The organism is Brevibacterium sp. HMSC22B09, assembly GCF_001806795.1.
Lineage (GTDB): Bacteria > Actinomycetota > Actinomycetes > Actinomycetales > Brevibacteriaceae > Brevibacterium > Brevibacterium ravenspurgense.
Genome location: NZ_KV786025.1, coordinates 57,247 through 81,601, shown reverse-complemented (window position 1 = coordinate 81,601; position 24,355 = coordinate 57,247). Strand labels below are relative to the sequence as shown.

Below are 24,355 nucleotides of genomic sequence, written 5' to 3'. Positions count from 1 at the left end.
CCGCACTGCCGGGTTTCGATTCACTCACCCCAGGTGAGTGAAGCGAAACCCGGGGAAGAAAAAGAACGGGGCAGGCGCCTCGTTCTTTTTCTTATTCAAATCAGTCCATCACGGGCGAATCGGGGTCGTGAACGGTCTTGTCCTTCGACACGATGTAGTTCATGAGTGCCGCCAGTCCGGTGACCACGATCGCCGTGATCACGGTGTAGAGAAGCACCAGGCCGAAGCGCTCAAACGACTGCCAGCCGCGGGTGAAGATCATTGTCAGCACGAACACAATGAGGCCCGTGATGATGCCGAAGGTGTACGTGTCCTTATAAGACACAGCCTTGGACGAACCCGAATTCTGCGAAACCGACGTGTCTTTTGCCATGCCGTCCAGTGTACGCGCGTCCGAATGGCAAGCACCGTTCGGCCGTGTCAGTGCCCCTGTCTAATATGTGACCCAGATGACAAAGCAGTCACAGAAGGGACACCATGACTCAGCACAGCACAGCCGGCGGCAACACGGAAACAAGCCAGCACACAAGCACAGCCGGGCCGCTGGCCGGACTGAAGGTCGTTGAGTTCACAGGACTGGGCCCGGGTCCGCACGCCGCGATGATCCTGGCTGACCTCGGCGCTGATGTTGTGCGAATCGACAGGCCGGGCAACGCTAAGAAATCTGACGTCACGGCGCGCGGCCGCCGAATTGTCGAAGCTGATCTGAAAGACCCTGCGGCTGTCGAAGGTGTGCTCGAACTGCTCGATCGGGCCGATGTGCTCATTGAGGGCTTCCGCCCCGGTGTCATGGAGCGCCTTGGCCTGGGGCCGGATGTGCTTCTCGAACGCAATCCCGGCCTGGTGTACGGCCGTATGACCGGCTGGGGGCAGGACGGCCCGCTGGCAGACCGTGCGGGTCACGACATGGGCTACATTGCGCGCACCGGCATGGCCTCGCTCATCGGCAGCGCTGACAGCGGCCCCGTCCCGCCGCTGAACCTTGTTGGCGACTTCGGGGGTGGGTCCATGTTCCTGGTCACCGGCATCCTCGCCGCCCTGTTTGAGCGCAGCTCCACTGGCCGCGGCCAAGTGATCGATGCCGCTATCGTCGACGGCACAGCAACACTGGCCACCATGCTGTGGGCCCTGAAAGACACGGGCATGTGGCAGGACGCTCGCGGCCGGAACTTCCTCGACGGATCGCAGCCCTCGTACTCCTACTACCGAACCTCCGACGGCGAATACCTTGCCGTGGCACCGCTGGAACCGCAGTTCTTCGAAGAGCTGCGCGAACACCTGGGCCTGCCCGAATGGACCCAAAAGGGCCGCTTCGACCCGCGGAAGTTCGCGGAAGTCCACCAGCTCATCGCCGATGCCATCGCACAGCACCCGCTGGCGCACTGGACTGAGATCTTCGACCCCACCGACGCCTGCGTTGCCCCCGTGTGGTCCATGGAACAGGCACTGGACGACCCCCAGCTGAAAGCCCGGGGCACTTACACGGAAGTCGACGGCGTCACCCAACCGCGACCGGCACCTCGTTTTTCTGCCCACGGCCGTCTGGACCCCCGCCCGGTCAGCAAAGAAGCTCAGCCGATCGACACAGTGGTCCGAGGGTGGTCTGTCGACTAGAACTCAGTAGAATACCCATCGGAAAGGGGTGGGCATGCATATTGTCTTGGTCGAAGACGACGAAGTGATCCGCGAAACCACACAGTTGGCTCTGGAGCGCTTCGGCTACACGGTCACGACATTCGCAGACGGACGCGACGGCTACGAATACGTGGCCGAACACGGCGCTGACGCCGTTCTGCTCGACCTCATGCTGCCCACCATGAACGGCGCGTCCATCACTCGTGCCATCCGCGAAAAGTCGACCGTGCCGATCATTGTGATCTCTGCGCGGTCTGACCCAATCGACATCGTCCAGGCGCTCGAAGCCGGGGCGGATGACTACCTGACGAAACCGTTCGACATGCAGGTTCTCAACGCCCGCATCCGCACTATCGTGCGCCGTTTCGTCACCGCGGGCACCGGGGCGATGGGCTTCGGCTCCGCCCCCGTCGGACAGGACCCCGTTGGATCCCCCAGCCCGCACACAGCTCCCACTGGCGGCACAAACACAGCGACCGCCCAGCAGTGGGAGGGCGGCCGCAACGACACAGCGCCCATCCTGGGCGCCAGCGCGATCCCGGAAGTCCTGGGCCCCACCCCGGGACTGCAAGATCCGTCGAGCACCACCTCGGGAGGTGCCTCGAGCCCAACTGTAGGCCCCGATGCGCGCTCCACGACGACCAAGCTGGGTTCCCTCGAACTCGACAACAGCCGCCTGACGGTCACGGTCGACGGAAAAGAAGTCCACCTGACCCCCACCGAGCTGCGAATTCTTCTGCTGCTGACAGAAGACCCGAAACACGTCTACTCACGCGAAAAGATCGCGATGACCGTGTGGGGCGGCGAATGGGCTGGCGATTCGCGTGTTGTCGATGTCCACATTCAGCGGCTGCGCAAGAAGATCGGTGCCCGCATGATCGAAACCGTCCGCGGTTTCGGCTACCGCTTTGCAGGCTGAGCCGTGTCACTGCGGCTGAAACTCGTCCTCGTTCTGTTCGCGGGCGTGGTGCTCACAGCGCTCATGCTCGGGGCGGTTGTGCGCAATACGTCGAGCAACACTGACGATGCTCTGTTGCGCAGGCAAGCCCAATGGAAGCTCGAACAGGCACACAGCGTCTACCGCGAAACGGGCCAACTGCTGCTGGACGCCCGCATCAACAGCCCGGAAGCCCCCGAAGCCGCACGCGAATCCGCCCAACAGGGACGGACCGCCACCGTGAAGGGGACGCTGCCCGAAACCGGTGAACCCGTCATGTGGGCGGCCATGCCGATCACCGTCGGTGGGGAAACCGAGGTGCTGTCGACCTACCATTCGGCGGTCGAATACGAACAGATGCGCAAGAAGTCCAACACGACCATCATCATCGCGTCAGTCATCGGAGCGCTGCTCGTCGGCGGCTTCGGAGCGCTCACAATCGGGACGATTTCCGGCCGACTGACACGCGGGGCCGAAGTGGCCAGGCAGATTGCCGCCGGCGACACCTCGGTGAAGATCGGCGATGTCATCACCAGCGGCCACGACGAAGTCGCCGACTTCGCCGATGCCGTCGATTCCGCTGTGGCCCGGCTGTCAGAGCGCATCGACACCGAACAGCGGTTCACAGCTGACTTGGCGCACGAACTGCGCACGCCGCTCACCGGCCTCATCACCGCCGCCGGCCTGCTGGAAGAAGACTCCCGAGCAGCGGAACTGGTCAAGGAGCGAGCCCGCCGAATGCAAGAGCTCGTCGAGGACCTCCTGGAGGTCTCCCGGCTGGAGGGCGGAGCCGCACGCGTCATCGTCCAGCCCATGCACGTTGCAACCACACTGCACGCGCTCATCAGCAATCTGCGGTCATCCGGCGCGGTGGGCGACCACGTCATCAACTCCGACTTCGCACTGGCAGACGTGACCATCAACACTGATCAGCGGCGCTTTGAGCGGATCGTCACCAACCTGGTCATCAACTCCATCAGGCACGGCGCCGATCCGATCACGGTCACCGCAACAGACACGGCCGTGCGCGTAGAAGACCACGGTCCCGGCTACCCCACCGACATCCTGACCATCGGCCCCACGCGCTTCTCCAGCGGCGGGGGCGGCGGCATGGGACTGGGCCTCGTGATCGCTCAGGGACAGGCGAAGCTGCTGGGCATGGACCTGGGGTTCGGCACCGGACAGGCAGGCGGCGCAAAGACCGACCTCAAATGGGGCAAAGACGCGCTAGCCGGCTGACGCGGGCACCCCGCGGGGCACGCCTGCACTGAGCGCGTGCGGGCTCCAGTCTCACTCGCTCAGGGCGATTGCCGCCTTGATGTGTCCGATGTGGCTGTAGGCCTGCGGTGTGTTGCCCAGGTGCCGTTCGGCAACGGGGTCGTATTCCTCTGGCAGCATGCCGGTGGGGCCGATTAGTGCTTCCATGCGGTTGAACAGGTTGCGCGCATCAGCGGTCCGGCCGACCATCTGCAGCGATTCGATCAGCCACGACGTGCAGATGTGGAAACCACCCTCAAGGCCCGGCAGGCCGTCGTCGTAGCGGTAGCGGAACACGGTGGGTCCTTCGCGCAGGCTGCGCTCAACGGCGTCGACGGTTGCGCGGAAGCGCTCATCATCAGCCGGCAGCATGCCGGACAGTCCGACGAACAGACACGCGGCGTCGAGATCGTCTTCGCCGTAGGCAACCGTGAACGCGCCGACCTTGGAGTTGAAGCCCTTGGAGCAGACGTCGTTCTTGATGTCCTCGCGCAGCTGTTCCCAGTCAGCACCTGCGGGACGGCCGAACTCTTCGGCCGCTTTGAGCGCCCTGTCGACCGTCTGCCAGCACATGACCTTCGTGTACACGTTGTGCTTCGGTGCCCGGCGGGCTTCCCAGATGCCGTGGTCGGCCTGGTGCCAGCGGTTGGCGACCGCCTGCACGAGGTCTTCCAGCAGCTTCCAATGCGAATCCGACAGTGTCCCGTCAAAGCGGGCGAGGCTCACGATGAGGTCAGCAACCGGACCGAACACATCCAGCTGGACCTGGTGTTCAGCGGCGTTGCCCACGCGCACGGGCCTGGAACCGGCGTAGCCGGGCAGGTGTTCGAGAACGGCTTCTGTGACCAGCTGCGAACCGTCGACCGCGTACAGCGGGCGGAGTTCTTCAACTGTCATGTCCTGTTCGGCGGCCTGCGCGATGATGGCGTCAAGCCACTGCAGGAAACCGCGGGCCTCAGCCGCAGAGCCAAGATCAACAAGCGCCGAAGCGGTGAGCGCACCATCGCGCAGCCACGTGTAGCGGTAGTCCCAGTTGCGCACACCGCCGATGCCTTCGGGCAGCGAGGTGGTCGCAGCTGCCAGGATGCCTCCGGTGGGTGCGTGGCACAGCCCGCGCAAAGTCAGGGCGGAGCGCCCAACCCGATCGCGCGCCTTGGTGGGCAGGCTAAGCGCTTCAACCCATTCGCGCGATTCTTCTTTCACTGATGCGCGAACGGCGGCTTCGTCTTCAAGGACCGCAGCCGCAGTGTTTTCGGCTCCGCCGAGGATGAGCGCGAGCACAACCGGTGCATCCTCTTTCAGTTTGACGCGGGCAATCGCGGTTTCGGATTCGCCGTCCTGGATGACTTTGAACTGCACGCCCGGTGCAACCAGCTCAACGGCTTCTGCCACACCGCGCACCCGCACACCGCGGTCGGTGAGCTTCAGACGTACGGGGTAGGCGCCGTAATCGGGCCGAGGTGCAAAGCGGATGAGCGCTTCCCCTTCGCCTTTGAGGGCGCGCACCAGAACGGCGGAGCCGGCTGGGTCGCCGTCGGCCACGGGTGCCAGGTAGTCGGTGACGGAAACCTGCTGCCAGCGGGTTTCGAGGATGTGCGTGGCGTCGCGGTAGCGCTGGGAAATGGGCAGTGCATTGGGTTCGCGGGCCGGCACCACGGAGAAGTAGCCGGCGTCGTCGCTGCCGAGGATTTCCGAGAACAGGGAATCTGAGTGCGGCAGAGGGTGCGGCAGCCAGGAAATCTGTGCGGTCGGGTCGACCAGCGCGGTGGTTGTCCCGTTGGACAGCAGGGTGTAGCGCTCAATCGGCACGGCTTCTTTGCCGAACAGCCACGCGCGGCGCAGCGCAACAACCGAGGACAAGACGAGTGCCACCTCGTCAGGTCCGCTCAGCAGGAACCGAGCGGCGGTTTCCACACCGTTCCCGTTTTCGCCGTGTCGGTTTTCGGCTGCGGCCTCTGTGACTTTCAGCCCCAGGTCGTCTTCGCCGAGTGAAGCGAAAGCCGGTTCGTCTGATGCGTCGTCGCCGATGTACAGCACGGTCGGCTGATCCAGGCGGCGGCGCAGTTTGTTCAGGGCGTCGCCCTTGGTGGAGTCGACCACTGTGAGGTCAACGACTTCTTTGCCGCGCACCGAACGCACGCCCGACAGCGCTTCGAGGCGTGCCACGGCGTCTTCTGCCTGGCGGCGCTGGGCTCCTTCGAGGCCGCGCAGGTGGATGGCCGCACCGGAGGGTTTGGGTTCGATGTTGAGCGCAGGCATGGCCGCCTGGACCGAGGCCAGACCGTGGCGCAGGGTGGACAGCGCGTGCTGTTCTGACCGACTGAGCGATTCTTCGAAGTCCGTGTCGGTTTCCCCGCCGTGAGAGCCGACCAGGTGGACTTCGCGTGGAAGCCGCGACATGGCGGCGAGGTCCCGCAGGGACCTCCCGGAAATCACTGCCGAGGTGGTGTTGTCGAGTTCTGCAAGAGCCCGCATGGCCTGTACCGATTCTTCTTTCGGGTAGGCGTGGGCGGGTGAATCGACGATGGGGGCGATGGTGCCGTCGTAGTCAGTTGCGACGAGGAGCTGTTCCGCGCGGGCCAGCTGCTGGATGATCCGGAAGAGCTCCGGGTCGAGTTTCCGCAGAGCGGTCTGTACGCCGATGCCGTGGGCGTCGGCTGAGCTGGTACCGATGTGCGCGTGGTTGCTCATTCCCCATCCTCGCTGATTGCGCCGGTGTTTTTCCTATTGTTGCGCGTAAAGCCGCCGACCGCATAGACCATGCCGATGATCGTTGCAGCCGCTCCGGTAAGGCCCATTTCCGACAGTGCCTTCATGTTCGATCCGGCGATCATGGCGATGGCCAGAAGCAGGTAGACGGTGGCGGCGATTGCGAAGTCGGTGGACATCCGCTGGTGTTTCACGCGCAGGTAGATCCACGCTTCGAGCAGTCCGTGCAGCAGCGCCCACACCATGATCGCCGCTCGCACTGCGCCGGCTTCAGACGCAAACAGCAGGAAGCCGGCTGCCGGCAGAACAACAACTGCTTGGCCCAGAAGCTGGGTGCGCAGGGCCGGGGTTTTCGCCGCCTGGCCCAGCAGCATGAGGGCCTGCACGACGATGTAGGCCAAGATGAGCAGCGCTGCTGTGCGCACTCCGACGGCAGTGTTGAAGGGACTGTCGATCTGCACGCGCGGCCAGAACACCACGACGATTCCGAAGATGACCGACCACAGTCCCCGGGCGATCATCCACGTGGCTACGCGCCCGTAGTGGGTGAACTCGTTTTCTTTCGCCGCGGATGCGCGAACTTTCTGTGAGCCGCGGGTTTCTTCCGGGCTCGAAGCGTCACTTTCCGGAGACATGCAGCGTGTCGCCGTCCTGGGTCAGCTGAGCTTCGTCAAGCGGTTTCTGGGCGGCACCGGAAATGAACGAGCCGTCCTTGGAAGAGAAGTGCGATGAGTGGCAGGGGCACACGATCTTTTCTTCGTCCACCTGGTTGACCAGGCAGCCCTGGTGGGGGCACACGGCGGAGAACGCTTTGAACTGCCCCTTCTCAGGCTGCACAACGACGAAGTTGTCCTTGATGATGCCGGAGCCTTCCGGAACGTCAGCAACGTTGACTTCGATTTCACCGAGGTCCTGGCTGGAGCAGGCCGCCAGAACGGTTCCCGTGGCTGCGACAGTTCCGATGACACCGGCGCTCTTGAAGACATCGCGCCTGCTCATGGTGGACATAGATGTTCCTTCCCTCGAAGTGTGTTATGCCCAGCTTCGCACAGCCGGGTTCACGAAACCTGAGAGACCCCGCCGATGCTATTCGGTGAGATCCCCCGGTTTGTGCCCCAGGATCTCCTCTGCCCCGGCAACGCCCCTGAGCAGCTCCGGGTCGACCTGCTCTCCCGTTTTGATGACGGTGAACTGGCCGGTCTGCTCAAAGATGACACCGCGGACGTTCTCCGGCTGAAAGATGCCGTTCTGCCGCAGAGCGGCGTAGAGGTCAACCCGGGCCAGGTGGGCTCTTTTGAGCTGATCTTCCAGAACTTCGCCGTTGGCCATGACCACGATGGGGTGCGGGGCTGTTCGCGATTGGGCGCCGAATCTGCGGTTGATGAACCGCATGAACGAGGCGAGCGTCAGGATGCACACCAGCGCGATCACACCGGTGGCCAGTGTGGGCTTATTGCCGAGGATGACGCGGCCGGCAACTGAGCCGAGCATGATGACTGCGATCGTGTCGGTCATGTACAGCGATGACAGCGAGCGCGCCCCGTAGAGCCGCACGAGCAGCGCCAGAATGAAGTAGATGCCGATTGCCGCACCGATGATGAACGGGATTCGCCACAGTTCGATGCCGAGGTTCGCCGCGGTCTGCGACCACCAGCCAACGGGAGGCGTCATTCCTGTTCCTCTTCTCTGTTCAGGGTGCGTTCGCTGTTCAGGGTGCGGCGGGTGATGGGTCGGATGGACCAGCTGCGCATGGATGAGGGTGCTCGCCAGCCGAAGCGCAGCGCAAGCAGGCGAAAGATGGTCACCATTGCGATGACGCCGACCTCAGACCACCAGGTGATGAGATCAGCCTGGTGGAGCCCGGCGGTGACTGCCGCACCGACGACGGCGGGGATGACGTAGAGGTCGGAGCTTTGGAACACGACGGGGACGCGGTTGGCGAAGACATCGCGCAGCATTCCGCCGCCCACACCGGTCATGAGTCCCAGCAGAACGGCCGACAGCACCGGCATGCCGTAGTGCAGGGCTTTTGTGGTGCCGATGACGACGAACACGCCCAGGCCGATCGCGTCGAAGAACACGATTCCGCGCTCAGCCTGCACAACGCGCGGACCGATCAGGTAGACGATGATGCCGGCGGCAATCGGGATGAGCAGGTAGACGGGATCTTTGAAGGCCGCCGGCCTGGTGGCCAGGATGAGGTCGCGGGCGATTCCCCCGCCGGTTGCGGTCAGCATGCCCAGCACGATTCCGCCGGTCAGGTCGATGTTCTTTCGCGACGCCAGAAGGTTCCCCGACAGGGCGAATGCGAGAACGCCCACCAAGTCGAGGATGTAGATGTACATGTCTGTCGACGGCATAGCGCCTCTATTATTGCTCGCTCGCCCTTTCGGTGCCGCCTGTCTCGTCCTTGAAGATCAGGCGGGAGGCGGGCGGCACCTCGACGGCTGTGTCGTCAGCGAAATCCGGTGGCCTAGTGTGTGGTGTGACGCACACAGCAGAAAGGCAGCAGAAAGGCAGCCATGTTCAAGCAGTCGGACAAGCTCAAAGACGTGCTCTATGACCTGCGAGGTCCCGTCCTGTCGGAAGCCCAGAAGATGGAGGCCGCGGGGCACAAGATCCTCAAGCTCAACATCGGCAATCCGGCTCCGTTCGGCTTTGAAGCACCCGATGCGGTGCTGGTCGACATGATCAAGCACCTGCCGGAAGCGCAGGGCTATTCAGATTCCAGGGGTCTGCCGTCGGCTCGCCGCGCGGTTGTGCAGTACTACGAAACCCGCGGGATCGAGCACCTTGATTCTGACGAGGTGTTCTTGGGCAACGGTGTTTCTGAGCTCATCACGCTGTCGCTGCAGGCGCTGTGCAATCCCGGTGACGAAATCCTGGTGCCCAGCCCCGACTATCCGCTGTGGACCGCCTCGGTCGCCCTTTCCGGCGGCACCCCGGTGCACTACCGGTGCCTTGAAGAAGACGGCTGGAACCCTGACCTTGAGGATCTCGAGGCGAAGATCACCCCGCGCACCAAGGGCATTGTGGTCATCAACCCGAACAACCCCACCGGTGCGGTGTATTCGCGGGAGACGCTTTCGAAGATCGTGGAGCTGGCCGAAAAGAACGGGCTGCTGATCTTTGCCGATGAGATCTACGAAAAGATCACCTACGGCGATGCCGAAATGATCAACATGGCCTCCCTGACCGGCGAAGACGTGCTGTGTCTGACGTTCTCCGGACTGTCGAAGGCCTACCGGGTGGCCGGCTATCGTTCCGGCTGGCTGGCGATCACCGGGCCCGACTGGAAGGCCCAGGACTACATTGCCGGGATCAAACTGCTGGCGGATATGCGCATGTGCGCCAATGTGCCGGCCCAGTACGCGATTCAGGCTTCCCTTGGCGGACGTCAGTCGATTGACGACCTCGTGCTGCCACAGGGCCGGCTGGGCGCGCAGATGGAATTGGCCACCCGCAGGCTCAACGAAATCGACGGCGTGGACTGCGTTCCCGCCCAGGGTGCCCTCTACCTGTTCCCCCGCTTGGACAAGGACCGCTTCGGCATTGTCGACGACGAACAGTTCGCGCTGGATCTGCTGCGCGAACAGAAGATCCTCGTCAGCCACGGCACCGCTTTCAACTGGGAGGACACCGACCACTTCCGCCTGGTCACCCTGCCCAGCGTCACCGACCTCGCAGAAGCCCTCGACCGGCTTGAAGAGTTCCTGTCCAGCTACGACCAGAAGAGCATGCACGCATAAGCCGAGCGGCACCTCGGCGGGGGCTGCTCGACTATTCTGTACGGGAACTATTTCGAGGAGGCCCGATGTCCTGTTTCACGGTCGGTGTTGCCGGCGGCACCGGCAGCGGCAAAACGACGCTGACGCGAGCGCTGCTTGACCGCTTTTCCGGGCAGTCCTCGGTTGTCTTCATGGACAACTACTACAAGGACCAGTCACACCTGACGTGGGACGAACGGGTGGTGACGAACTACGACGCACCCGAAGCCTTCGATGTCGAGCTCATGGCCGAACACCTACGGCAGCTGCGTGCCGGACAGGCGATTGACTGCCCGGTGTACAACTTCGCAGAGCACAACCGCGCCGCCGAGACCGTCCGGGTGGAGCCCTCCCCCGTTCTGGTGGTCGAAGGGATTCTGCTGTTCGCACTGCCGGAGCTGACCGAGCAGCTGGACCTCAAGCTGTTCGTCGACACCGACGCCGACGTGCGGATTCTGCGCCGTATTCAGCGCGACGTGGTTGAACGCGGCCGGTCACTGGCTTCGGTCGAAGAGCAGTACCTCAAAACGGTCAAGCCGATGCACGAACTCTACGTGGACCCGTCAAAGCGCAGCGCGGACCTCATCATCCCCGAAGGCGGCCGCAACATCGTCGCCCTCGACACGCTCATCAACCGGATCGAACGCGAAGTCAGCTGAGCGGCTGCTGGGTTTCCCGCCTCGGCGACGCCTCACCGTGAGGAGTGAGTGTCTTCGCTCAGCCGTCCGTACAGCTGTCGAGTGACATCGTCCATGCCCCTGAAGTGCACCTCTGTGCCCAGTTCGGCGTACTTCGTGACAATCGCATCCAGCGCGGTGACGGTCGAGGCGTCCCACACCCGCGTCTTCGTCATGTCGATCACCACGAGGTCGGGGTCTTCTGAATAGCCGAACTGGGTTGTCAGGTCATTGCTCGAGGCGAAGAACAGCTCGCCGGTGACCGTGTAGCGGGCACGCTCACGGCCGCTGTCCGGATCACTGTCGAGGTGCCGCTCAACTTCCGCAAAGTGCGCCACCTTGCGCACAAAGAGGATCGCGGCCGCGATGACGCCGGCACCGACGCCCACCGCCAGGTTGCCGCTGATGACGACGAATACGACGGTGATGAGCATGACCGCAGTTTCGGACTTCGGCATGCGCTTGAGCGTCTTCGGGGCGATCGAACGCCAGTCGAAGGTCTGGTAGACGACGATCATCATGACCGCTACGAGCGCTGCCATGGGCACCTGGCCAACAGTGTCGCCGAGTGTGACCACGAGGACCAGCAGGAAGACGCCGGACAGGAATGTGGAGATCCGCGTGCGGGCACCGGAGATCTTGACGTTGATCATCGTCTGGCCGATAACAGCGCAGCCGCCCATCGCACCGAAGAACCCGGAGACCATGTTCGCGATTCCCTGGCCCATGCTTTCGCGGACCTTCCGGGAGTGCGTGTCCGTGATCTCGTCAACGAGTTTCGCTGTCAGCAGCGACTCCAGCAGACCGACGACGGCCATCGCCAAAGAGTAGGGCGCAATCGTTGTGAAGGTTTCCAGGGTCAGCGGCACATTGGGCAGGAAGAAGCCGGGCAGACTGCTGGGCAGTTCGCCCTGATCACCCACGGTCGGCACGGTGATGCCGAAGGACACCACCGCAATCGTCATGAGCACGATGGTGATGAGGGGAGCCCACACGCTCGGCAGGAACCTGGGAATCACGATCAGCATCACGAGTCCTGCTGCCACCAGCCAGTAGACCGCGCTGGGCACATTGAACAGGTGCGGCAGCTGGGACATGAACACGAGGATCGCCAGCGCGTTGACGAAGCCGACCATGACGCTGCGCGGTATGAACCGCATGAGCTTCGGCGCGCCCAACAGCGCCAATGTCACCTGAAAGATTCCGGCGAGGATGACGGTGGCGATGAAGTAGTCGAAACCGTACTGCCGTGAAACCGGCGCGATGACGAGCGCAACCGCTCCCGTTGCCGCGGAAATCATTGCGGGCCGACCGCCGACGACTGCCGTTACGACCGCCATGATGAAGCTGGCGAACAGACCCACTTTGGGGTCGACACCCGCGATGACGGAGAACGCAATGGCCTCCGGGATGAGGGCCAGAGCGACCACCAGGCCGGCCAGCACCTCGCGCGACAGAATCTTCGGCGAGCGCAGCGCTTCCATGACCGTCGGCTTGGCGCGATAGCGGTTCGGGTCTTCCGGCAGCGGGGTGAGAGTCTCCATGCTTCTAGGCTACGAGCGCGGGGTGTGTGCAATGCGCTAGATCCTACTGAACGATCGTTTGGTTTGTGTTAGCTTAGACACAAACTGCTCCCCAGATCGGAGGACACCGATGTCAGACGCGTACATCTATGACGCGGTGCGCACCCCGCGCGGTAAGAACCGCGGCGGCGCACTGCACGGAACCAAGCCCATTGACCTCGTGACCGGCCTCATCGACGCCGTTCTCGAGCGCAACCCCGAGGCTGACCCCAAGGAAATCGACGACATCGTGCTCGGCGTTGTCACCCCCGTCGACGAACAGGGTGCTGTCATCGCCCGCACGGCAGCGATCGCGGCCGGCCTGCCCGACACCGTGGCAGGTGTCCAGCTCAACCGGTTCTGCGCCTCGGGACTTGAAGCCGTCAACACGGCCGCCCAGAAGACCTCGGCCGGCTGGGACCAGCTGGTGCTCGCCGGCGGTGTCGAATCCATGTCCCGCGTCCCCATGGGAGCAGACGGCGGCGCGTGGGCAGAAGACCCGCAGACGGCCTACCACTCCTACTTCGCACCGCAGGGCATCGGTGCTGACCTCATCGCCACCACGGAGGGCTTCAGCCGCGAAGACTGCGATGAATACGCTGTCGAATCGCAGAAGCGCGCCGAAAACGCCTGGCAGAACGGCTACTTCGACAAGTCGATCGTCCCCGTGAAGGACATGAACGGCTTCACCGTTCTGGCAGAAGACGAACACCGCCGCCCCGGCACCACCGTGGACGACCTCGCAAAGCTCAAGCCCTCCTTCACCAAGCTCGGTGAAGAAGTCGGCTTCGACGCTGTCGCACTGCAGAAATACGCACACATCGAAAAGATCGACCACGTCCACCACGGCGGAAACTCCTCCGGCATTGTCGACGGTGCCGCACTGACCCTGGTCGGCAACAAAGCCATCGGCGAAAAGCTCGGCATGAAGCCGCGCGCCCGCATCGTCGCCACCGCCGTCACCGGTTCGGACCCGACGATCATGCTCACCGGCCCCACCCCGGCCACCGAAAAGGTGCTCAAGACCGCGGGCCTGAAAGTTGAGGACATCGACCTGTTCGAACTCAACGAAGCATTCGCGGCCGTTGTGCTCAAGTGGATGAACGACCTCAACATCCCGCACGACAAGGTCAACGTCAACGGCGGCGCCATCGCCATGGGTCACCCGCTGGGTGCCACCGGCGCCATGATCCTGGGCACGCTGCTGGACGAACTCGAGCGCCGTGACCTCAAGCGCGGCCTCGCCACCCTGTGCATCGGCGGCGGCATGGGCATCGCAACCATCATCGAGCGAGTCTGAGGGGAAAAACCATGACTGAATACACCGGATACGACTGGTCGCAGAGCCCCGACGGAATCGTCACCATCACGATGGACGATCCGAACAGCGGCGCCAACATCATGAACCAGCACTTCCTCACATCGCTCGAAGGAACCGTCGAGCGTCTGGAAGCGGAAGTCGACTCGATCACCGGCGTCATCATCAAGAGCGCCAAGAAGAAGATCTGGTTTGCAGGTGCCGACCTGACCGGCTTCCTCAACATGCCTCAAGACGCTCTGGAAGCCGAATTCGAAAAGCTTGAATACACCAAGGCCCTCATGCGCCGTCTGGAGCAGCTGGGCAAGCCGGTTGTCGCAGCCATCAACGGTGCGGCACTCGGCGGCGGCTTCGAACTTGCGCTGGCCTGCCACCACAGGATCGCTGCGTCTGACAACGGCCGCATCCAGCTGGGTCTGCCCGAAGTCAGCCTGGGCCTGCTGCCCGGCGGCGGCGGTGTCACCCGTGTCACCCGCATGCTCGGCCTGCAGAAGGCACTCCAGAACATCATCCTGCCGGCCAAGCCGTTCGACCAGGAAAAGGCCCTGGCCGCCGGACTGATCGACGACGTCGTTCCGCTGGACCAGATGGACGAAGCCGCTCGCGCTTGGATCAAGGAAAACCCGGCACCCGTCAAGCCGTGGGATGAACGAGGCTTCACAATCCCCGGCGGTGCTCCGAAGGACAACCAGGGTCTCGTTGCGGCTCTGCCCGCCCAGCTGCGCAAGCAGCTCAAGGGTGCGCCCATGCCGGCCCCGCTTGCCGCAATGTCAGCGGCAGTCGAAGGTGCCCGCGTGGACTTCGACACCGCCTCGACAATTGAGTCGCGCTACCTGATCAGCCTGCTGGCGCACCCCACGTCGACCAACATGATCACGGCGTTCTTCTTCAACATGCAGGCCATCAAGGCCGGCAAGTCCCGCCCCGAGGGCTACGAGAAGTTCCAGGCCACCAAGGTCGGTGTTCTCGGTGCCGGCATGATGGGTGCCGCAATCGCCTACGTCAGCGCGAAGGCCGGCATCGACGTTGTGCTGAAGGACGTGTCGAAGGAAGCAGCCGAAAAGGGCAAGGACTACGCCAGGAAGCTCGAAGCCAAGGCGCTTGAGCGCGGCCGCACAACCGAAGACAAGTCACAGGCACTGCTTGACCGCATCACCACCACCGGCGAAGCGGAAGACTTCAAGGGCGTTGACTTCGTCATCGAAGCTGTTTTCGAGAACGTCGATGTCAAGCAGCAGGTGTTCCAGGAAATCCAGGATGTTGTCGAACCCGACGCTGTTCTCGGTTCCAACACCTCGACCCTGCCGATCACCACACTGGCAGAAGGTGTCGAGCGCAAGGAAGACTTCATCGGCATCCACTTCTTCAGCCCGGTCGACAAGATGCCGCTGGTGGAGATCATCCGCGGCGAGAAGACCTCGGACGCTGTGCTTGCGAAGACCTTCGACTTCGTTCAGCAGATCCGCAAGACCCCGATCGTGGTCACCGATTCGCGCGGCTTCTTCACCTCGCGCGTCATCGGCACGTTCCTCCTGGAAGCCATCGGCATGGTCGGCGAGGGTGTCGAACCGCAGATGATCGAACAGGCTGCCCTGCAGGCCGGCTACCCCGCTGGTCCGCTGCAGCTGATGGACGAACTGACGCTCACCCTGAACAAGAAGATTGCGGACGAAACCCGTGCGGCCAACCAGGCTGAGGGCAAGCGCTTCGAAGAGTTCGGGCTGGACGTTGTCGAGTGGATGATCGACGAAGGTCGCCCCGGACGCAAGGACGGTGCGGGCTTCTACGAATACGAAGACGGTCAGCGCGCCCGCCTGTGGCCTGGCCTGCGTGAGAAGTACAACTCCAAGCACGAAGGCGTCGACATTCACGAACTCGGTGAACGCATGCTGTTCGCTGAGGCAATCGACTCCGTCAACTGCCTGGAAGAGGGTGTTCTCACGACCGTGGCCGATGGCAACATCGGTTCGATCCTCGGCATCGGCTTCCCCGCCTGGACCGGTGGTGTTCTCCAGTACATCAACGGCTACCCCGGCGGTATGAAGGCCTTTGTTGCTCGCGCTGAAGAGTTCGCGCAGAAGTACGGCGAACGCTTCGCACCTTCCGAATACCTCAAGAAGCGTGCAGAGGCCGGCGAAGCCTTCCTCTGATCCGCGTGAGGCGCGCGGCTGCGGCTGCGTGAGCTGAACCAGCTGCGGGGGCGGTTGCGGACTTTTCCGCAGCCGCCCCCGCAGCTGTTTTTGCCTACTCGGCAGTTCTGCTGTCTAGGTGGAATACGGAGGCGAAATTGCCGATTTTGCCTCGTTCTTCCGACTAGACGGCAGAGTAACTTCTGGCGGCCGGCGGCCGAGGTGCCTGTCACCTCTCGTCCTAGACTTGCGGCATGTTCTCCGACTGTCTTCCCGCGCGGGTCTCCGCTGCCGGCCGCACTTTCTCCATCACCAGGGCGACGAAGAACGATGTCCGGCCCATCGTCGAACTTCTGACCGACGACGTTCTCGGTGTCGGCCGTGAAGGTTGGCAGGAGAATGCCGAAGCCTATGAGCGGGCCTTCGACCTCATCGATGCCAGCCCGGACAATGCCCTCCTGACCGTGCGAGAGGTGCGCGGCGCCTCGTCAGAAGAACCCGGCGAAGACGAGCCCATCCCGCTCGCCGGGACGTTCCAGCTGACGTTCCTGCCCGGCCTCAGCCGGAAGGGCATGTCGCGCCTGCAGGTGGAGGCCGTCCGCGTGGCGGAGGACTACCAGAGCATGGGACTCGGCAGCGCGCTCATGCGGTGGGCGATCGAATGCGCCCGACAGTCCGGGTGCGGGCTTGTGCAGCTGACAACCGACAAGACCCGCGTCGGCGCCCACCGGTTCTACGACCGGCTGGGCTTCGAGGCCACCCACGAGGGCTACAAAATCATCCTGTGACGGCTCAGCCGATGATGACGCGCGTTGCCAAGTACAACACGCTGGGGCCAAGCAGGCAGCCCATACCGGTGTAGAAGGTGGCGGTCATCGCGCCGTAGGGCACCAGGCGTTCATCGGTGGCGGCGAGCCCTGCGGCTACACCGGAGGTTGTGCCCATGAGTCCGCCGTAGATCATGGCCGACTTCGGGTTGTTCAGCCCGATGAGCTTCGCCGCGAACGGCGTGCCGATCATGACGAGCACCGACTTCACCAGGCCGGCGGCCACCGACAGGGCGATCACGGTTTCGGATGCGCCGACCGCGGTTCCGGTGACGGGGCCGACGATGTAGGTGGCGGCTCCCGCACCGATCGTGGCAATTGATTCTGCATCGCGGAAGCCGAAGACCACGGCTACAGCGGCGCCGACAATAAACGACAGAACAACGCCGATCATGAGCGACAGAGCGCCGGGCAGTCCGGATCGCTTGAGTTCGCGCACGTCAATGCCGTAGGCGGTGGCAACGATCGCGAAGTCGCGCAGCATTGATCCGCCCAGCAGAGCCATACCGCCGAATATGGCGATGTCGGAAATGCCCTTCTTGCCGCCGGTTGCCAGTCCGCCGAAATAAGCGAGCACGAGGCCTAAGACGATTGCGATGGCCGAGGCCTGCAGGCGGCCTTTCGTGAGGGTTTTCGACAGCCAGCCGGAGACGATCATGATGGCTGCGACGACAACGAACGCCACCAGAAGGTCAAGGTCTTCAAGGACTGAGAGAACTGTGTCGAGCATCAGCGACCCCTGCTTTCCGTGGCTTCGGCTGATTCGGCTTCCTCAGTTGGCTCTTCAACGTCCGGCAGAGGCTCGGACGGTGCACCGATTTTCGACAGCAGCGGCACCATGGCAAGGCTGACAACAGTGGCAGCTACACCGGCGGCCAAGGCGACCGGACCAGCGCCAACGGCCGCGTACACGTTTTGGATTGCGGCCATGGCAACGACGATGGGAATGTACATGGCGTTCCAGAACAGGACGCCGTGTTCTGTGGGGGCAGGCAGTTTGCCTTTGCTGCGCAGCCAGGTGGTGAGCGCAATCAGCAGGATCATGCCGAAGCCCACACCTCCGACGTTGGCATCGACGCCCAGAAGCTGGCCGAGGATTTCACCGATGATGGTGCCGGCCAGCACGCTTGCGGCGAGCGCGGCGACTCCGTACAGAATCATCGCTCGCTCCTTTCGGATTTATGGTTAACGGTTGAAAAAGACATAAAAAGCCGGTCCGCGGTGGGCGGACCGGCTTTCAGCTCAACTAGTTCAGTTGGTGGTCTTTGCCAGCTGATCAACCTTGGACTGGTGCGCGGCGTGGTTGAAGAACGCGCGGCGACCGAGCTCGTAGATCCAGCAGATTACCCAACCGACTGCGACGCAGAGTGCGGGCAGAATAACCCACGAGGCGGCGAAGACAATGAGGGCGATGATGGCACCGATGACCTGCATAAGTGACCTCTTCACTAAAGCGGATTAGGACATTCTTACTCAGTCTACCCCGTCCAGCGTTTATGCACACTTTTCTGGGTGGGCTCTCAGGTGCCGGTTCCGTAACGTTCTCGGGCCCGAGGTGTCGCCCGCCTCGCGCTGCCAGGTGCCCGGGGCTGCCGGTCCTGGGCACCAAACGCCCGCGCTTACCGCGGCATGTTCGCAAAGCGCGACTTCGCACCCTGGAATGCGACGGTGATTTCGCCGGTGGGTCCGTTTCGGTGTTTGGCGACGATGATCTGCGCTTCACCTGCCGACGGCGATTCGGGGTCATAGACGTCTTCGCGGTGGATCAGCAGAACCATGTCGGCATCCTGTTCGATCGAACCGGATTCACGCAGGTCAGACACCATGGGGCGTTTGTCGGTGCGCTGTTCGGACGAGCGGTTCAGCTGCGACAGTGCAATGACGGGGACTTCGAGTTCTTTGGCCAGCAGTTTGAGCGAACGGGAGAATTCGGAGACTTCCTGCTGGCGTGATTCGACGCGCTTACCAGAGGTCATGAGCTGCAGGTAGTCGATGACGACCATTTTGAGGTCGTGCTGCTGTTTGAGCCGACGGCACTTGGCGCGGATTTCGGTGAGCGCCATGTTCGGGGAGTCGTCCATGTACAGCGGGGCGTCGTTGATGCGTCCCATGGTGTTGGCCAGGGTGGTCCAGTCGCGGCTCTGGTCAAGATCGCCGTGACGCAGGGCCTGCAGGGGGATGCCGGATTCGGCTGACAGCAGGCGCATGGTCAGTTCCTGCCGGCCCATTTCCAGCGAGAAGATGACGGTGGTCTGGCTGTTGTGGATGGCGGCGGAACGGGCGAAGTCCAGGGCGAGTGTCGATTTGCCCATACCGGGGCGGGCGGCGATGACGATCATCTGTCCGGCGTGCAGGCCGTTGGTGAGTTCGTCGAATTCGTAGAAGCCGGTGGGCACACCGATGGTGTCGCCGTCGTGGGCGCCGGAGCGCTCGATTTCTTCGACCGTGGGTCCCAGAACTTCTGACAGCCGCACGTAGTCTTCCGATGCGTTGCGTTCGGTGACGGAATAGATTTCGGCCTGTGCCCGGTTGACGAGGTCTTCTGTGTCGCCTTCTGCGTCATAGCCCATCTGCACAATGCGGGTGCCGGCTTCGACGAGTTTGCGCAGCATGGCCTGTTCGCGAACGATGTTCGCGTAGAAGCCGGCGTTGGCCGCTGTGGGCACGGACGAAATGAGGGTGTGCAGGTAGGCGGGGCCGCCGATCCGGGCGATGGAGCCGGCTTTGGACAGGGCGTTGGCCACGGTCACGGCGTCTGCGGGTTCACCAGCGGCGTAGAGGTCGAGGATGGTGTTGTAAATGGTTTCGTGCGACGGGATGTAGAAGTCGTCGCCGCGCAGGAGTTCGACAACGTCCGCAATTGCGTCCTTTGACAGCATCATGCCGCCGAGCACACTGGCTTCGGCGTCACGGTCTTGCGGTGGTGTGCGCAGACCAGCGTCTGCGTGTTCCCATGTGTTGTCGGCCATCTGTCCCTCCCCCTGTGCGGGCTACCCCGCGGCTCACCATCATAGGGCCACCCACGGACACGTCCGGTCCGGTCCTCTCACGAGGTGGAGGGCCCCTCCTCCGCCCCGCCCGGTTGGGCTGGGCTCACCTGGTCGGCGGCAGGCTCAGCCCCCTATGAGTACGGCGACGGTGTGGATGAGCAGGCCAGCCAGGCAGCCGATGACGGTTCCGTTGATGCGGATGTACTGCAGGTCTTTGCCCACGTAGAGTTCGATCTTTTCAGCAGCTTCGCGCGCGTCCCAGCTGGCGATCGTGTCCGAAATGACGCTGGTGAGCTCACCGCCGAAGGATTCGGCACCGTCGGCAACGGCGACGGCCAGTGTGTGGTTCCACTTGTTCGCAAAGGCCTCGTCGTCTGTCATGCGGGCGGCGAATTCGGCCAGTCCGTCCCGCAGCTTCTGCTGGACGGTGCCGTCGGCATCAAGCACGGATTCGCGCAGAAGGCGGGATGTCGATTCCCACATGGCAACAGCCGAGGTGACCACCGCCTCGCGCGCCAGCATGTCAGCCAGGGTCGCCTCGACCCGCTCGGCAAGAGAAGACTCCTCTTGCAGCTGCGTTCCGATGCCGGTCAGCCATTCGTTGAGCGCTCCGCGAGCGCGGTGCCTGCGGTTGTCGCGCACATCGGCGATCCAGCCGACGATTTCCCGGTGCAGTTTGTCCGACACCATGCGGTTGGCGAACCTGGGCACCCATTCGGGGGCGCGCTGGCTGACGATGTCATCGACCACCTGCGGGTTGTACAGCAGCCAGGAGTGAGCTTCCCCGGCAACGAGGTCGACCAGGTGTTCGTGCGCACCATCGGCGACGATCTCCTGCATGAGGCGGCCCAGCACGGGTGCTTTGCGCACCTGGATGAGCCGGGGAACGAGGACGTCGCGAGTGAGGTCGGCAACGGCGTCGTCGTCAACCCGATCGAGCACGTACTGCAGGCCCATGCCGGCTCGGCGGACCACCGCATCCTGCGATGAGGGTTTGCTCAGCCATGCACCTACCCGCTGTGTGACGCGAGCGGATTCCACCTTGGGGGCGACGGTGTCGTAGGTGAGGAAGTTCGATGCGACAAACGCCGACAGGCTTTCGCCGAGCACATCCTTTTTGCGCGGAATGATCGCGGTGTGCGGAATCGGCAGACCAAGCGGGTGGCGGAACAGCGCGGTGACGGCAAACCAGTCCGCGAGCGCACCGATCATGGCCGCCTCGGAACCGGCTTTGACGAAGCCCCACACGCCCGTGCTGTCGGTGAAGATGACGGTGGCCAGCCAGATGAGCGCCGCGGCCACCAGAAGGCCGGTGGCCAGGGTGCGCATGCGCCGCAGGGCTATGCGGCGGTCTTCTTCTGTCACGGGTGTGTTCTGCTGAGTGCTCACACACTCATTCTTCCAGTGATCGCAGGCTCGGTCAGCCGCAGCCGGCGGTCACCCCGGCCGCGAAGGGCAACCCCTGGCACTGGCGAAACCGCCTCACGTCAGGATCAGGCTCCACGTCCCTGCCGCAACGGCCGCGCCGATGGCTGCCGCACTCATAAGAACCCCAACCCCAACGATCACAGCGTCCCGCGCATGAAAGCGCGACTGGCGCAGCTGGGTGCGGCGGCTGGTGCCAAAGCCCCTGCCTTCCATGGCCATCGCCAGGCGGGTGCCGCGGCGGATTGCCTGGACGAGCAGCGCAAATGCCACCGGGACCACCCCGCCCAGCCGGCGGAGCAGCGTGTCGGGGCCGACACCTCGGGCGCGGCGGGCAAAGGACAGCGTCTGCCATTCGGCCGTGAACAGCGTGACCAGGCGGGTGGCGGCGAGCGCTGACATGACGAACCGCTCCGGCAGGCGCAGCTTCTGCACGAGTGCGTCGGCCAAGTCGGTGGGGTCGACGGTCGATGCGATGGCGATTCCAGGCAGGGCGAGCGCCAGCACGCGCACGCCGATTGCGGTACCGGATGCCAGCGATCCGGTGGTGATGAGCAGTGGGCCGATGTGCACCAGTACGTCGCCGGTTTTCTCCGCCAGGATTGTTGTGGCCCAGGCGGCGATGAGGGCCGCGCCGGGCAGGAACCACAGGCGTTTGAGCATCACGCCGATCCGCAGGCCCGTCAACGGCAGCAGGAGCACCTGCAGGGCCAGCATGACGGATGCGCTGACGATGTCGATGCTGAACAGCACACCGCACATGAGGATGAACGCGAGCGCCATCTTCGACAGCGGGTTGGCGCGCACGAACGCGGTGCGCCGGCGGATGGGCACCAGCAGGTCCACCTGCACGGGGGCTGCTGAGCGGGGCAGGATCACCGCACGAGGCGCCGCCGGGCTGCCCGCCGCACCCTCACCGGGTGCTGGGGTCGGCTGGGCGGTGGTGTGGTTGTCAGGCGAATTCACAGCGCACCGCCCCCAGGGTGTCGATGAAGGGTTCGTCGTGGCTGACGGTCACGACCGCTTGGCCGGCGCGCAGTTCGTCGATGACGAGTTCGGCGAGCGCTCGCCACGTGCGGGCGTCTTGGCCGAAGGTGGGTTCGTCGATGATGAGGATGCGCGGCCGGGCAGCGAGCATTGCGGCCACTGACAGGCGGCGCTTTTCACCGCCGGAGAGCTGCTGCGGGTGGATGTCAGCCAAGTGTTCCAGGCGCAGCGCGGCCAGGAGCTGTTCGGCGCGTTCGTCTGCCGCTTGGGGATCCCAGCCGGCTCGCTGTGGACCAAACCGCAGTTCGTCCAAGACAGTGGGGCGCAGGAATTGGTGTTCGGGTTCTTGGAACACCATGCCGATGCGGGGCACGAGTTCGCGGGAGCTCCACCGGAAAGGGTCACTGTGTTTGGTCGGACGGACTGTGCCGTTGAGGGTGCTCAGCTGATCTGCTGCCGTGAGCTGGCCGTATGCGGGTTTGAGCAGACCGGCCAAGGTCAGTGCGGTGGTGGATTTTCCGGCACCGTTGCGGCCGGTCAGTGCGAGCGCTGTGCCGGCGTGAATCGCTGCGGTCAGTTCGGCGACGGGTTCGCTGTTTTCGCGCTGAACGCCCAGGCCGTCGGCGGTCATGAGGGTTTCGCCAATGGTCGGCACGTACGGCGTGGGCAGGGCGGCGTCGGGCAGCCACAGCCCGGCAGCCTCCAGTGAGGGACGCAAGGCTTGGTCGCCAAGGATCGTGTCAGGGCTGCCGTCGGCGAGAACACCGCCGGGGCCCAGAACCACAATCCGGTCGACGTGTTCGGTCCACACCGGCAGGCGGTGTTCGACGATCAGCATGGTCGCGCCGGTGGCTTCTTGCGCGGCGATGATGGAGTCGCGCACGGATTCGACGGCTGATGGGTCGAGGTTGGCGGTGGGTTCGTCAAGCACCAGCAAGCCCGGCTGCATGGCGACAACCCCGGCGATGGCCAGGCGCTGTTTCTGCCCACCGGACAGAGCTGCCGTCGGGTGAGTCAGCGGGACGTCGAGGCCCACAATGGCGAGAGCTTCGGGGATTCGGCGGGCGATGTCTGCGGCTGGGATGCCGACGTTGGCCATGCCGAAGGCGACATCGTCGCCGACTTCGGCGAGGATCACCTGCGAATCGGGGTCCTGCAGAACAAGCCCGGAGATTCCGCGGGCGGGGTCCGGTGGGAGGCCGTCAACCAGGAGTTCGCCGAACTGTTCGCCGGATTCATCGGGCAGGACACCGGCAACGGCGTGGAGGAACGTTGATTTTCCAGCACCGGAACCGCCGACCAGCAGAACTTTCTGGCCGGCTGGGATTTCAAGGTCGAGGTCGGAAACGGCCGGTTCTGAACGGCCGGAGTGGTACCAGGTGAACCCGCGGGCGGACACTGCCGCGGGTCGGGATGACGAGGTGGTGGTCACGAATCTGCGGGACTTTCACTTTCTGAGGGGCTCCCCCGGTGACCCGCACCTTCGGGTGAGGAGGCGGCGTGAGGTGGGCGGCGCCTCGGGCGCGGGTCGGTGCCGGATGCGAATCCGGTCAGCACTCCGGTCCGGCGGATGGCGCGGTAGACGAACCAGCCGCCCAGGCCGGCGAATACGGGTCCGGAGACCAGGGCGCAGGCGGCGAAGACCAGCTGCCATTCGAGGGCCCAGCCGGCGTTCCAGAAGATGTTGTCGGTGATGGAGACCGAAATGGCGGGTGCTAGGCCTGCGAAGACGGAAATGCCGAGGGTGTAGCGGCGGTAACGGGTCAGGGCGAAGACGAGTTCGGTCATGATGCCCTGGCACAGGCCGGTGAACAGGATGACCGGGCCGAAGACGGAACCCAGGAGAGCTTCGGTTGCTGCGGCGATGAGTTCGCACACGATCGCGGCGCCGGGTTTGCGGATGATGAGTGCCCCCACGGGCCCGGCCAGCAGGTAGAGGCCGCCGACTAGGCCCGTGGTTGGTGGGAACACGAGGTTGAACGGGACGTCGATGATCGGCCGCAGGGACGTCCACGCGAAGTACACGGCACCGAGTGCGACGGCGAGCACTGCTGCGACGATGATGTCAACGGTGCGCCATGTGAGGCTGCGTGTGGGCGTGGTGTGTGCGGTGTGGGTCATCGGGGTCTTTCAGT

Annotated in this window: 23 protein-coding genes; 8 read left to right on the top strand and 15 right to left on the bottom strand. The window is 63.8% G+C overall.

Translation table 11 applies throughout. The annotated features are described in order from the left end of the window. Positions 1–100 precede the first annotated feature (100 nt). Positions 101–373 (bottom strand): hypothetical protein, encoded by a 273-nt coding sequence (locus HMPREF3087_RS08255; protein ID WP_070428756.1) that lies wholly within the window; start codon positions 371–373, stop codon positions 101–103. A 104-nt stretch (positions 374–477) separates the two neighbouring features. Between HMPREF3087_RS08255 and HMPREF3087_RS08250 the strand changes: the two genes are divergently transcribed. Genes HMPREF3087_RS08250 through HMPREF3087_RS08240 form a run of 3 tightly spaced genes read left to right on the top strand, consistent with a single transcriptional unit; the run spans position 478 to position 3,811 of the window. Further along, on the top strand, positions 478–1,614 hold the full coding sequence (locus HMPREF3087_RS08250) for a CaiB/BaiF CoA transferase family protein (RefSeq protein WP_070428755.1): 1,137 nt from the start codon (positions 478–480) through the stop codon (positions 1,612–1,614). Positions 1,615–1,648: 34 nt separating this feature from the next. Continuing rightward, positions 1,649–2,554, top strand: a complete 906-nt coding sequence (locus HMPREF3087_RS08245) for a response regulator transcription factor (RefSeq protein WP_070424152.1) — start codon at positions 1,649–1,651, stop codon at positions 2,552–2,554. Between the two features lie 3 nt (positions 2,555–2,557). Continuing rightward, positions 2,558–3,811: a sensor histidine kinase gene (locus HMPREF3087_RS08240; RefSeq protein WP_019174266.1), complete on the top strand. Its 1,254-nt coding sequence runs from the start codon at positions 2,558–2,560 to the stop codon at positions 3,809–3,811. 51 nt (positions 3,812–3,862) lie between these two features. Here HMPREF3087_RS08240 and otsB read toward each other — a convergent pair whose 3' ends face one another. The 5 genes from otsB to HMPREF3087_RS08215 form a co-directional block, all read right to left on the bottom strand. Next, positions 3,863–6,520: a trehalose-phosphatase gene (otsB, locus tag HMPREF3087_RS08235; protein WP_070428754.1), complete on the bottom strand. Its 2,658-nt coding sequence runs from the start codon at positions 6,518–6,520 to the stop codon at positions 3,863–3,865. Next, the gene (locus HMPREF3087_RS08230) at positions 6,517–7,173 is read right to left on the bottom strand and encodes a hypothetical protein (protein ID WP_070428753.1); all 657 of its coding nucleotides are present in this window, start codon (positions 7,171–7,173) and stop codon (positions 6,517–6,519) included. The genes otsB and HMPREF3087_RS08230 overlap by 4 nt, the downstream gene beginning before the upstream one ends. Further along, positions 7,157–7,546 carry a QcrA and Rieske domain-containing protein gene (locus tag HMPREF3087_RS08225; RefSeq protein WP_019174263.1) on the bottom strand — a complete coding sequence of 130 codons (390 nt, stop codon included), beginning with the start codon at positions 7,544–7,546 and terminating at the stop codon, positions 7,157–7,159. Before HMPREF3087_RS08225 ends, HMPREF3087_RS08230 begins: the two co-directional genes overlap by 17 nt. Positions 7,547–7,624: 78 nt before the next feature. After that, the gene (locus HMPREF3087_RS08220) at positions 7,625–8,209 is read right to left on the bottom strand and encodes a DUF421 domain-containing protein (protein WP_070428752.1); all 585 of its coding nucleotides are present in this window, start codon (positions 8,207–8,209) and stop codon (positions 7,625–7,627) included. Then, entirely contained in the window at positions 8,206–8,898 is a 693-nt protein-coding gene (locus HMPREF3087_RS08215) for a trimeric intracellular cation channel family protein (protein WP_083272104.1), read from the bottom strand. The genes HMPREF3087_RS08220 and HMPREF3087_RS08215 overlap by 4 nt, the downstream gene beginning before the upstream one ends. A 162-nt stretch (positions 8,899–9,060) precedes the next feature. Here HMPREF3087_RS08215 and HMPREF3087_RS08210 point away from each other — a divergent pair, with 162 nt between their 5' ends. Next, a complete protein-coding gene (locus tag HMPREF3087_RS08210) occupies positions 9,061–10,287 on the top strand; it encodes a pyridoxal phosphate-dependent aminotransferase (protein ID WP_070428751.1) in 1,227 nt (408 codons plus the stop codon). A 65-nt stretch (positions 10,288–10,352) separates the two neighbouring features. Beyond that, complete coding sequence (gene udk, locus HMPREF3087_RS08205) at positions 10,353–10,964, top strand: uridine kinase (protein ID WP_061944618.1); 612 nt, start codon at positions 10,353–10,355, stop codon at positions 10,962–10,964. 32 nt (positions 10,965–10,996) lie between these two features. On the opposite strand, the gene HMPREF3087_RS08200 is transcribed toward udk, so the two are convergent. After that, complete coding sequence (locus tag HMPREF3087_RS08200; protein WP_070428750.1) at positions 10,997–12,526, bottom strand: SulP family inorganic anion transporter; 1,530 nt, start codon at positions 12,524–12,526, stop codon at positions 10,997–10,999. Positions 12,527–12,635: 109 nt separating this feature from the next. Between HMPREF3087_RS08200 and HMPREF3087_RS08195 the strand changes: the two genes are divergently transcribed. The 3 genes from HMPREF3087_RS08195 (at position 12,636) to HMPREF3087_RS08185 (ending at position 16,779) form a co-directional block, all read left to right on the top strand. After that, on the top strand, positions 12,636–13,844 hold the full coding sequence (locus tag HMPREF3087_RS08195; RefSeq protein ID WP_070428749.1) for an acetyl-CoA C-acetyltransferase: 1,209 nt from the start codon (positions 12,636–12,638) through the stop codon (positions 13,842–13,844). Between the two features lie 11 nt (positions 13,845–13,855). Further along, the gene (locus HMPREF3087_RS08190; protein WP_070428748.1) at positions 13,856–16,012 is read left to right on the top strand and encodes a 3-hydroxyacyl-CoA dehydrogenase NAD-binding domain-containing protein; all 2,157 of its coding nucleotides are present in this window, start codon (positions 13,856–13,858) and stop codon (positions 16,010–16,012) included. A gap of 233 nt (positions 16,013–16,245) precedes the next feature. Then, a complete protein-coding gene (locus tag HMPREF3087_RS08185; RefSeq protein WP_070428747.1) occupies positions 16,246–16,779 on the top strand; it encodes a GNAT family N-acetyltransferase in 534 nt (177 codons plus the stop codon). Between the two features lie 4 nt (positions 16,780–16,783). Here the strand turns inward: HMPREF3087_RS08185 and madM are convergent, their stop codons facing one another. From madM to HMPREF3087_RS08145, 8 genes are all read right to left on the bottom strand, one after another. Beyond that, positions 16,784–17,548 carry a malonate transporter subunit MadM gene (gene madM, locus HMPREF3087_RS08180; protein WP_019174254.1) on the bottom strand — a complete coding sequence of 255 codons (765 nt, stop codon included), beginning with the start codon at positions 17,546–17,548 and terminating at the stop codon, positions 16,784–16,786. Then, positions 17,548–17,979 (bottom strand): malonate transporter subunit MadL, encoded by a 432-nt coding sequence (madL, locus tag HMPREF3087_RS08175; protein WP_083272103.1) that lies wholly within the window; start codon positions 17,977–17,979, stop codon positions 17,548–17,550. The genes madM and madL overlap by 1 nt, the downstream gene beginning before the upstream one ends. A 90-nt stretch (positions 17,980–18,069) precedes the next feature. After that, positions 18,070–18,252, bottom strand: a complete 183-nt coding sequence (locus HMPREF3087_RS08170; protein WP_061944600.1) for a hypothetical protein — start codon at positions 18,250–18,252, stop codon at positions 18,070–18,072. Positions 18,253–18,437: 185 nt separating this feature from the next. Continuing rightward, positions 18,438–19,787: a replicative DNA helicase gene (gene dnaB / locus HMPREF3087_RS08165; RefSeq protein ID WP_019174251.1), complete on the bottom strand. Its 1,350-nt coding sequence runs from the start codon at positions 19,785–19,787 to the stop codon at positions 18,438–18,440. A gap of 144 nt (positions 19,788–19,931) precedes the next feature. Beyond that, positions 19,932–21,197, bottom strand: a complete 1,266-nt coding sequence (locus HMPREF3087_RS08160; RefSeq protein ID WP_070428746.1) for a DUF445 domain-containing protein — start codon at positions 21,195–21,197, stop codon at positions 19,932–19,934. Positions 21,198–21,290: 93 nt separating this feature from the next. Next, positions 21,291–22,199, bottom strand: a complete 909-nt coding sequence (locus HMPREF3087_RS08155; RefSeq protein WP_083272102.1) for an energy-coupling factor transporter transmembrane component T family protein — start codon at positions 22,197–22,199, stop codon at positions 21,291–21,293. Continuing rightward, positions 22,186–23,652 (bottom strand): ABC transporter ATP-binding protein, encoded by a 1,467-nt coding sequence (locus HMPREF3087_RS08150; protein ID WP_070428745.1) that lies wholly within the window; start codon positions 23,650–23,652, stop codon positions 22,186–22,188. The genes HMPREF3087_RS08155 and HMPREF3087_RS08150 overlap by 14 nt, the downstream gene beginning before the upstream one ends. Continuing rightward, positions 23,649–24,341: an ECF transporter S component gene (locus HMPREF3087_RS08145; protein WP_070428744.1), complete on the bottom strand. Its 693-nt coding sequence runs from the start codon at positions 24,339–24,341 to the stop codon at positions 23,649–23,651. The genes HMPREF3087_RS08150 and HMPREF3087_RS08145 overlap by 4 nt, the downstream gene beginning before the upstream one ends. Positions 24,342–24,355: the final 14 nt, after the last annotated feature.

Coding starts and splice junctions, on each gene's coding strand:
- HMPREF3087_RS08255 (WP_070428756.1), bottom strand. CDS start 373: ATGGCAAAAGACACGTCGGTTTCGCAGAATTCGGGTTCGTCCAAGGCT.
- HMPREF3087_RS08250 (WP_070428755.1), top strand. CDS start 478: ATGACTCAGCACAGCACAGCCGGCGGCAACACGGAAACAAGCCAGCAC.
- HMPREF3087_RS08245 (WP_070424152.1), top strand. CDS start 1,649: ATGCATATTGTCTTGGTCGAAGACGACGAAGTGATCCGCGAAACCACA.
- otsB (WP_070428754.1), bottom strand. CDS start 6,520: ATGAGCAACCACGCGCACATCGGTACCAGCTCAGCCGACGCCCACGGC.
- HMPREF3087_RS08230 (WP_070428753.1), bottom strand. CDS start 7,173: ATGTCTCCGGAAAGTGACGCTTCGAGCCCGGAAGAAACCCGCGGCTCA.
- HMPREF3087_RS08225 (WP_019174263.1), bottom strand. CDS start 7,546: ATGTCCACCATGAGCAGGCGCGATGTCTTCAAGAGCGCCGGTGTCATC.
- HMPREF3087_RS08220 (WP_070428752.1), bottom strand. CDS start 8,209: ATGACGCCTCCCGTTGGCTGGTGGTCGCAGACCGCGGCGAACCTCGGC.
- HMPREF3087_RS08215 (WP_083272104.1), bottom strand. CDS start 8,898: ATGCCGTCGACAGACATGTACATCTACATCCTCGACTTGGTGGGCGTT.
- HMPREF3087_RS08210 (WP_070428751.1), top strand. CDS start 9,061: ATGTTCAAGCAGTCGGACAAGCTCAAAGACGTGCTCTATGACCTGCGA.
- udk (WP_061944618.1), top strand. CDS start 10,353: ATGTCCTGTTTCACGGTCGGTGTTGCCGGCGGCACCGGCAGCGGCAAA.
- HMPREF3087_RS08200 (WP_070428750.1), bottom strand. CDS start 12,526: ATGGAGACTCTCACCCCGCTGCCGGAAGACCCGAACCGCTATCGCGCC.
- HMPREF3087_RS08195 (WP_070428749.1), top strand. CDS start 12,636: ATGTCAGACGCGTACATCTATGACGCGGTGCGCACCCCGCGCGGTAAG.
- HMPREF3087_RS08190 (WP_070428748.1), top strand. CDS start 13,856: ATGACTGAATACACCGGATACGACTGGTCGCAGAGCCCCGACGGAATC.
- HMPREF3087_RS08185 (WP_070428747.1), top strand. CDS start 16,246: ATGTTCTCCGACTGTCTTCCCGCGCGGGTCTCCGCTGCCGGCCGCACT.
- madM (WP_019174254.1), bottom strand. CDS start 17,548: ATGCTCGACACAGTTCTCTCAGTCCTTGAAGACCTTGACCTTCTGGTG.
- madL (WP_083272103.1), bottom strand. CDS start 17,979: ATGATTCTGTACGGAGTCGCCGCGCTCGCCGCAAGCGTGCTGGCCGGC.
- HMPREF3087_RS08170 (WP_061944600.1), bottom strand. CDS start 18,252: ATGCAGGTCATCGGTGCCATCATCGCCCTCATTGTCTTCGCCGCCTCG.
- dnaB (WP_019174251.1), bottom strand. CDS start 19,787: ATGGCCGACAACACATGGGAACACGCAGACGCTGGTCTGCGCACACCA.
- HMPREF3087_RS08145 (WP_070428744.1), bottom strand. CDS start 24,341: ATGACCCACACCGCACACACCACGCCCACACGCAGCCTCACATGGCGC.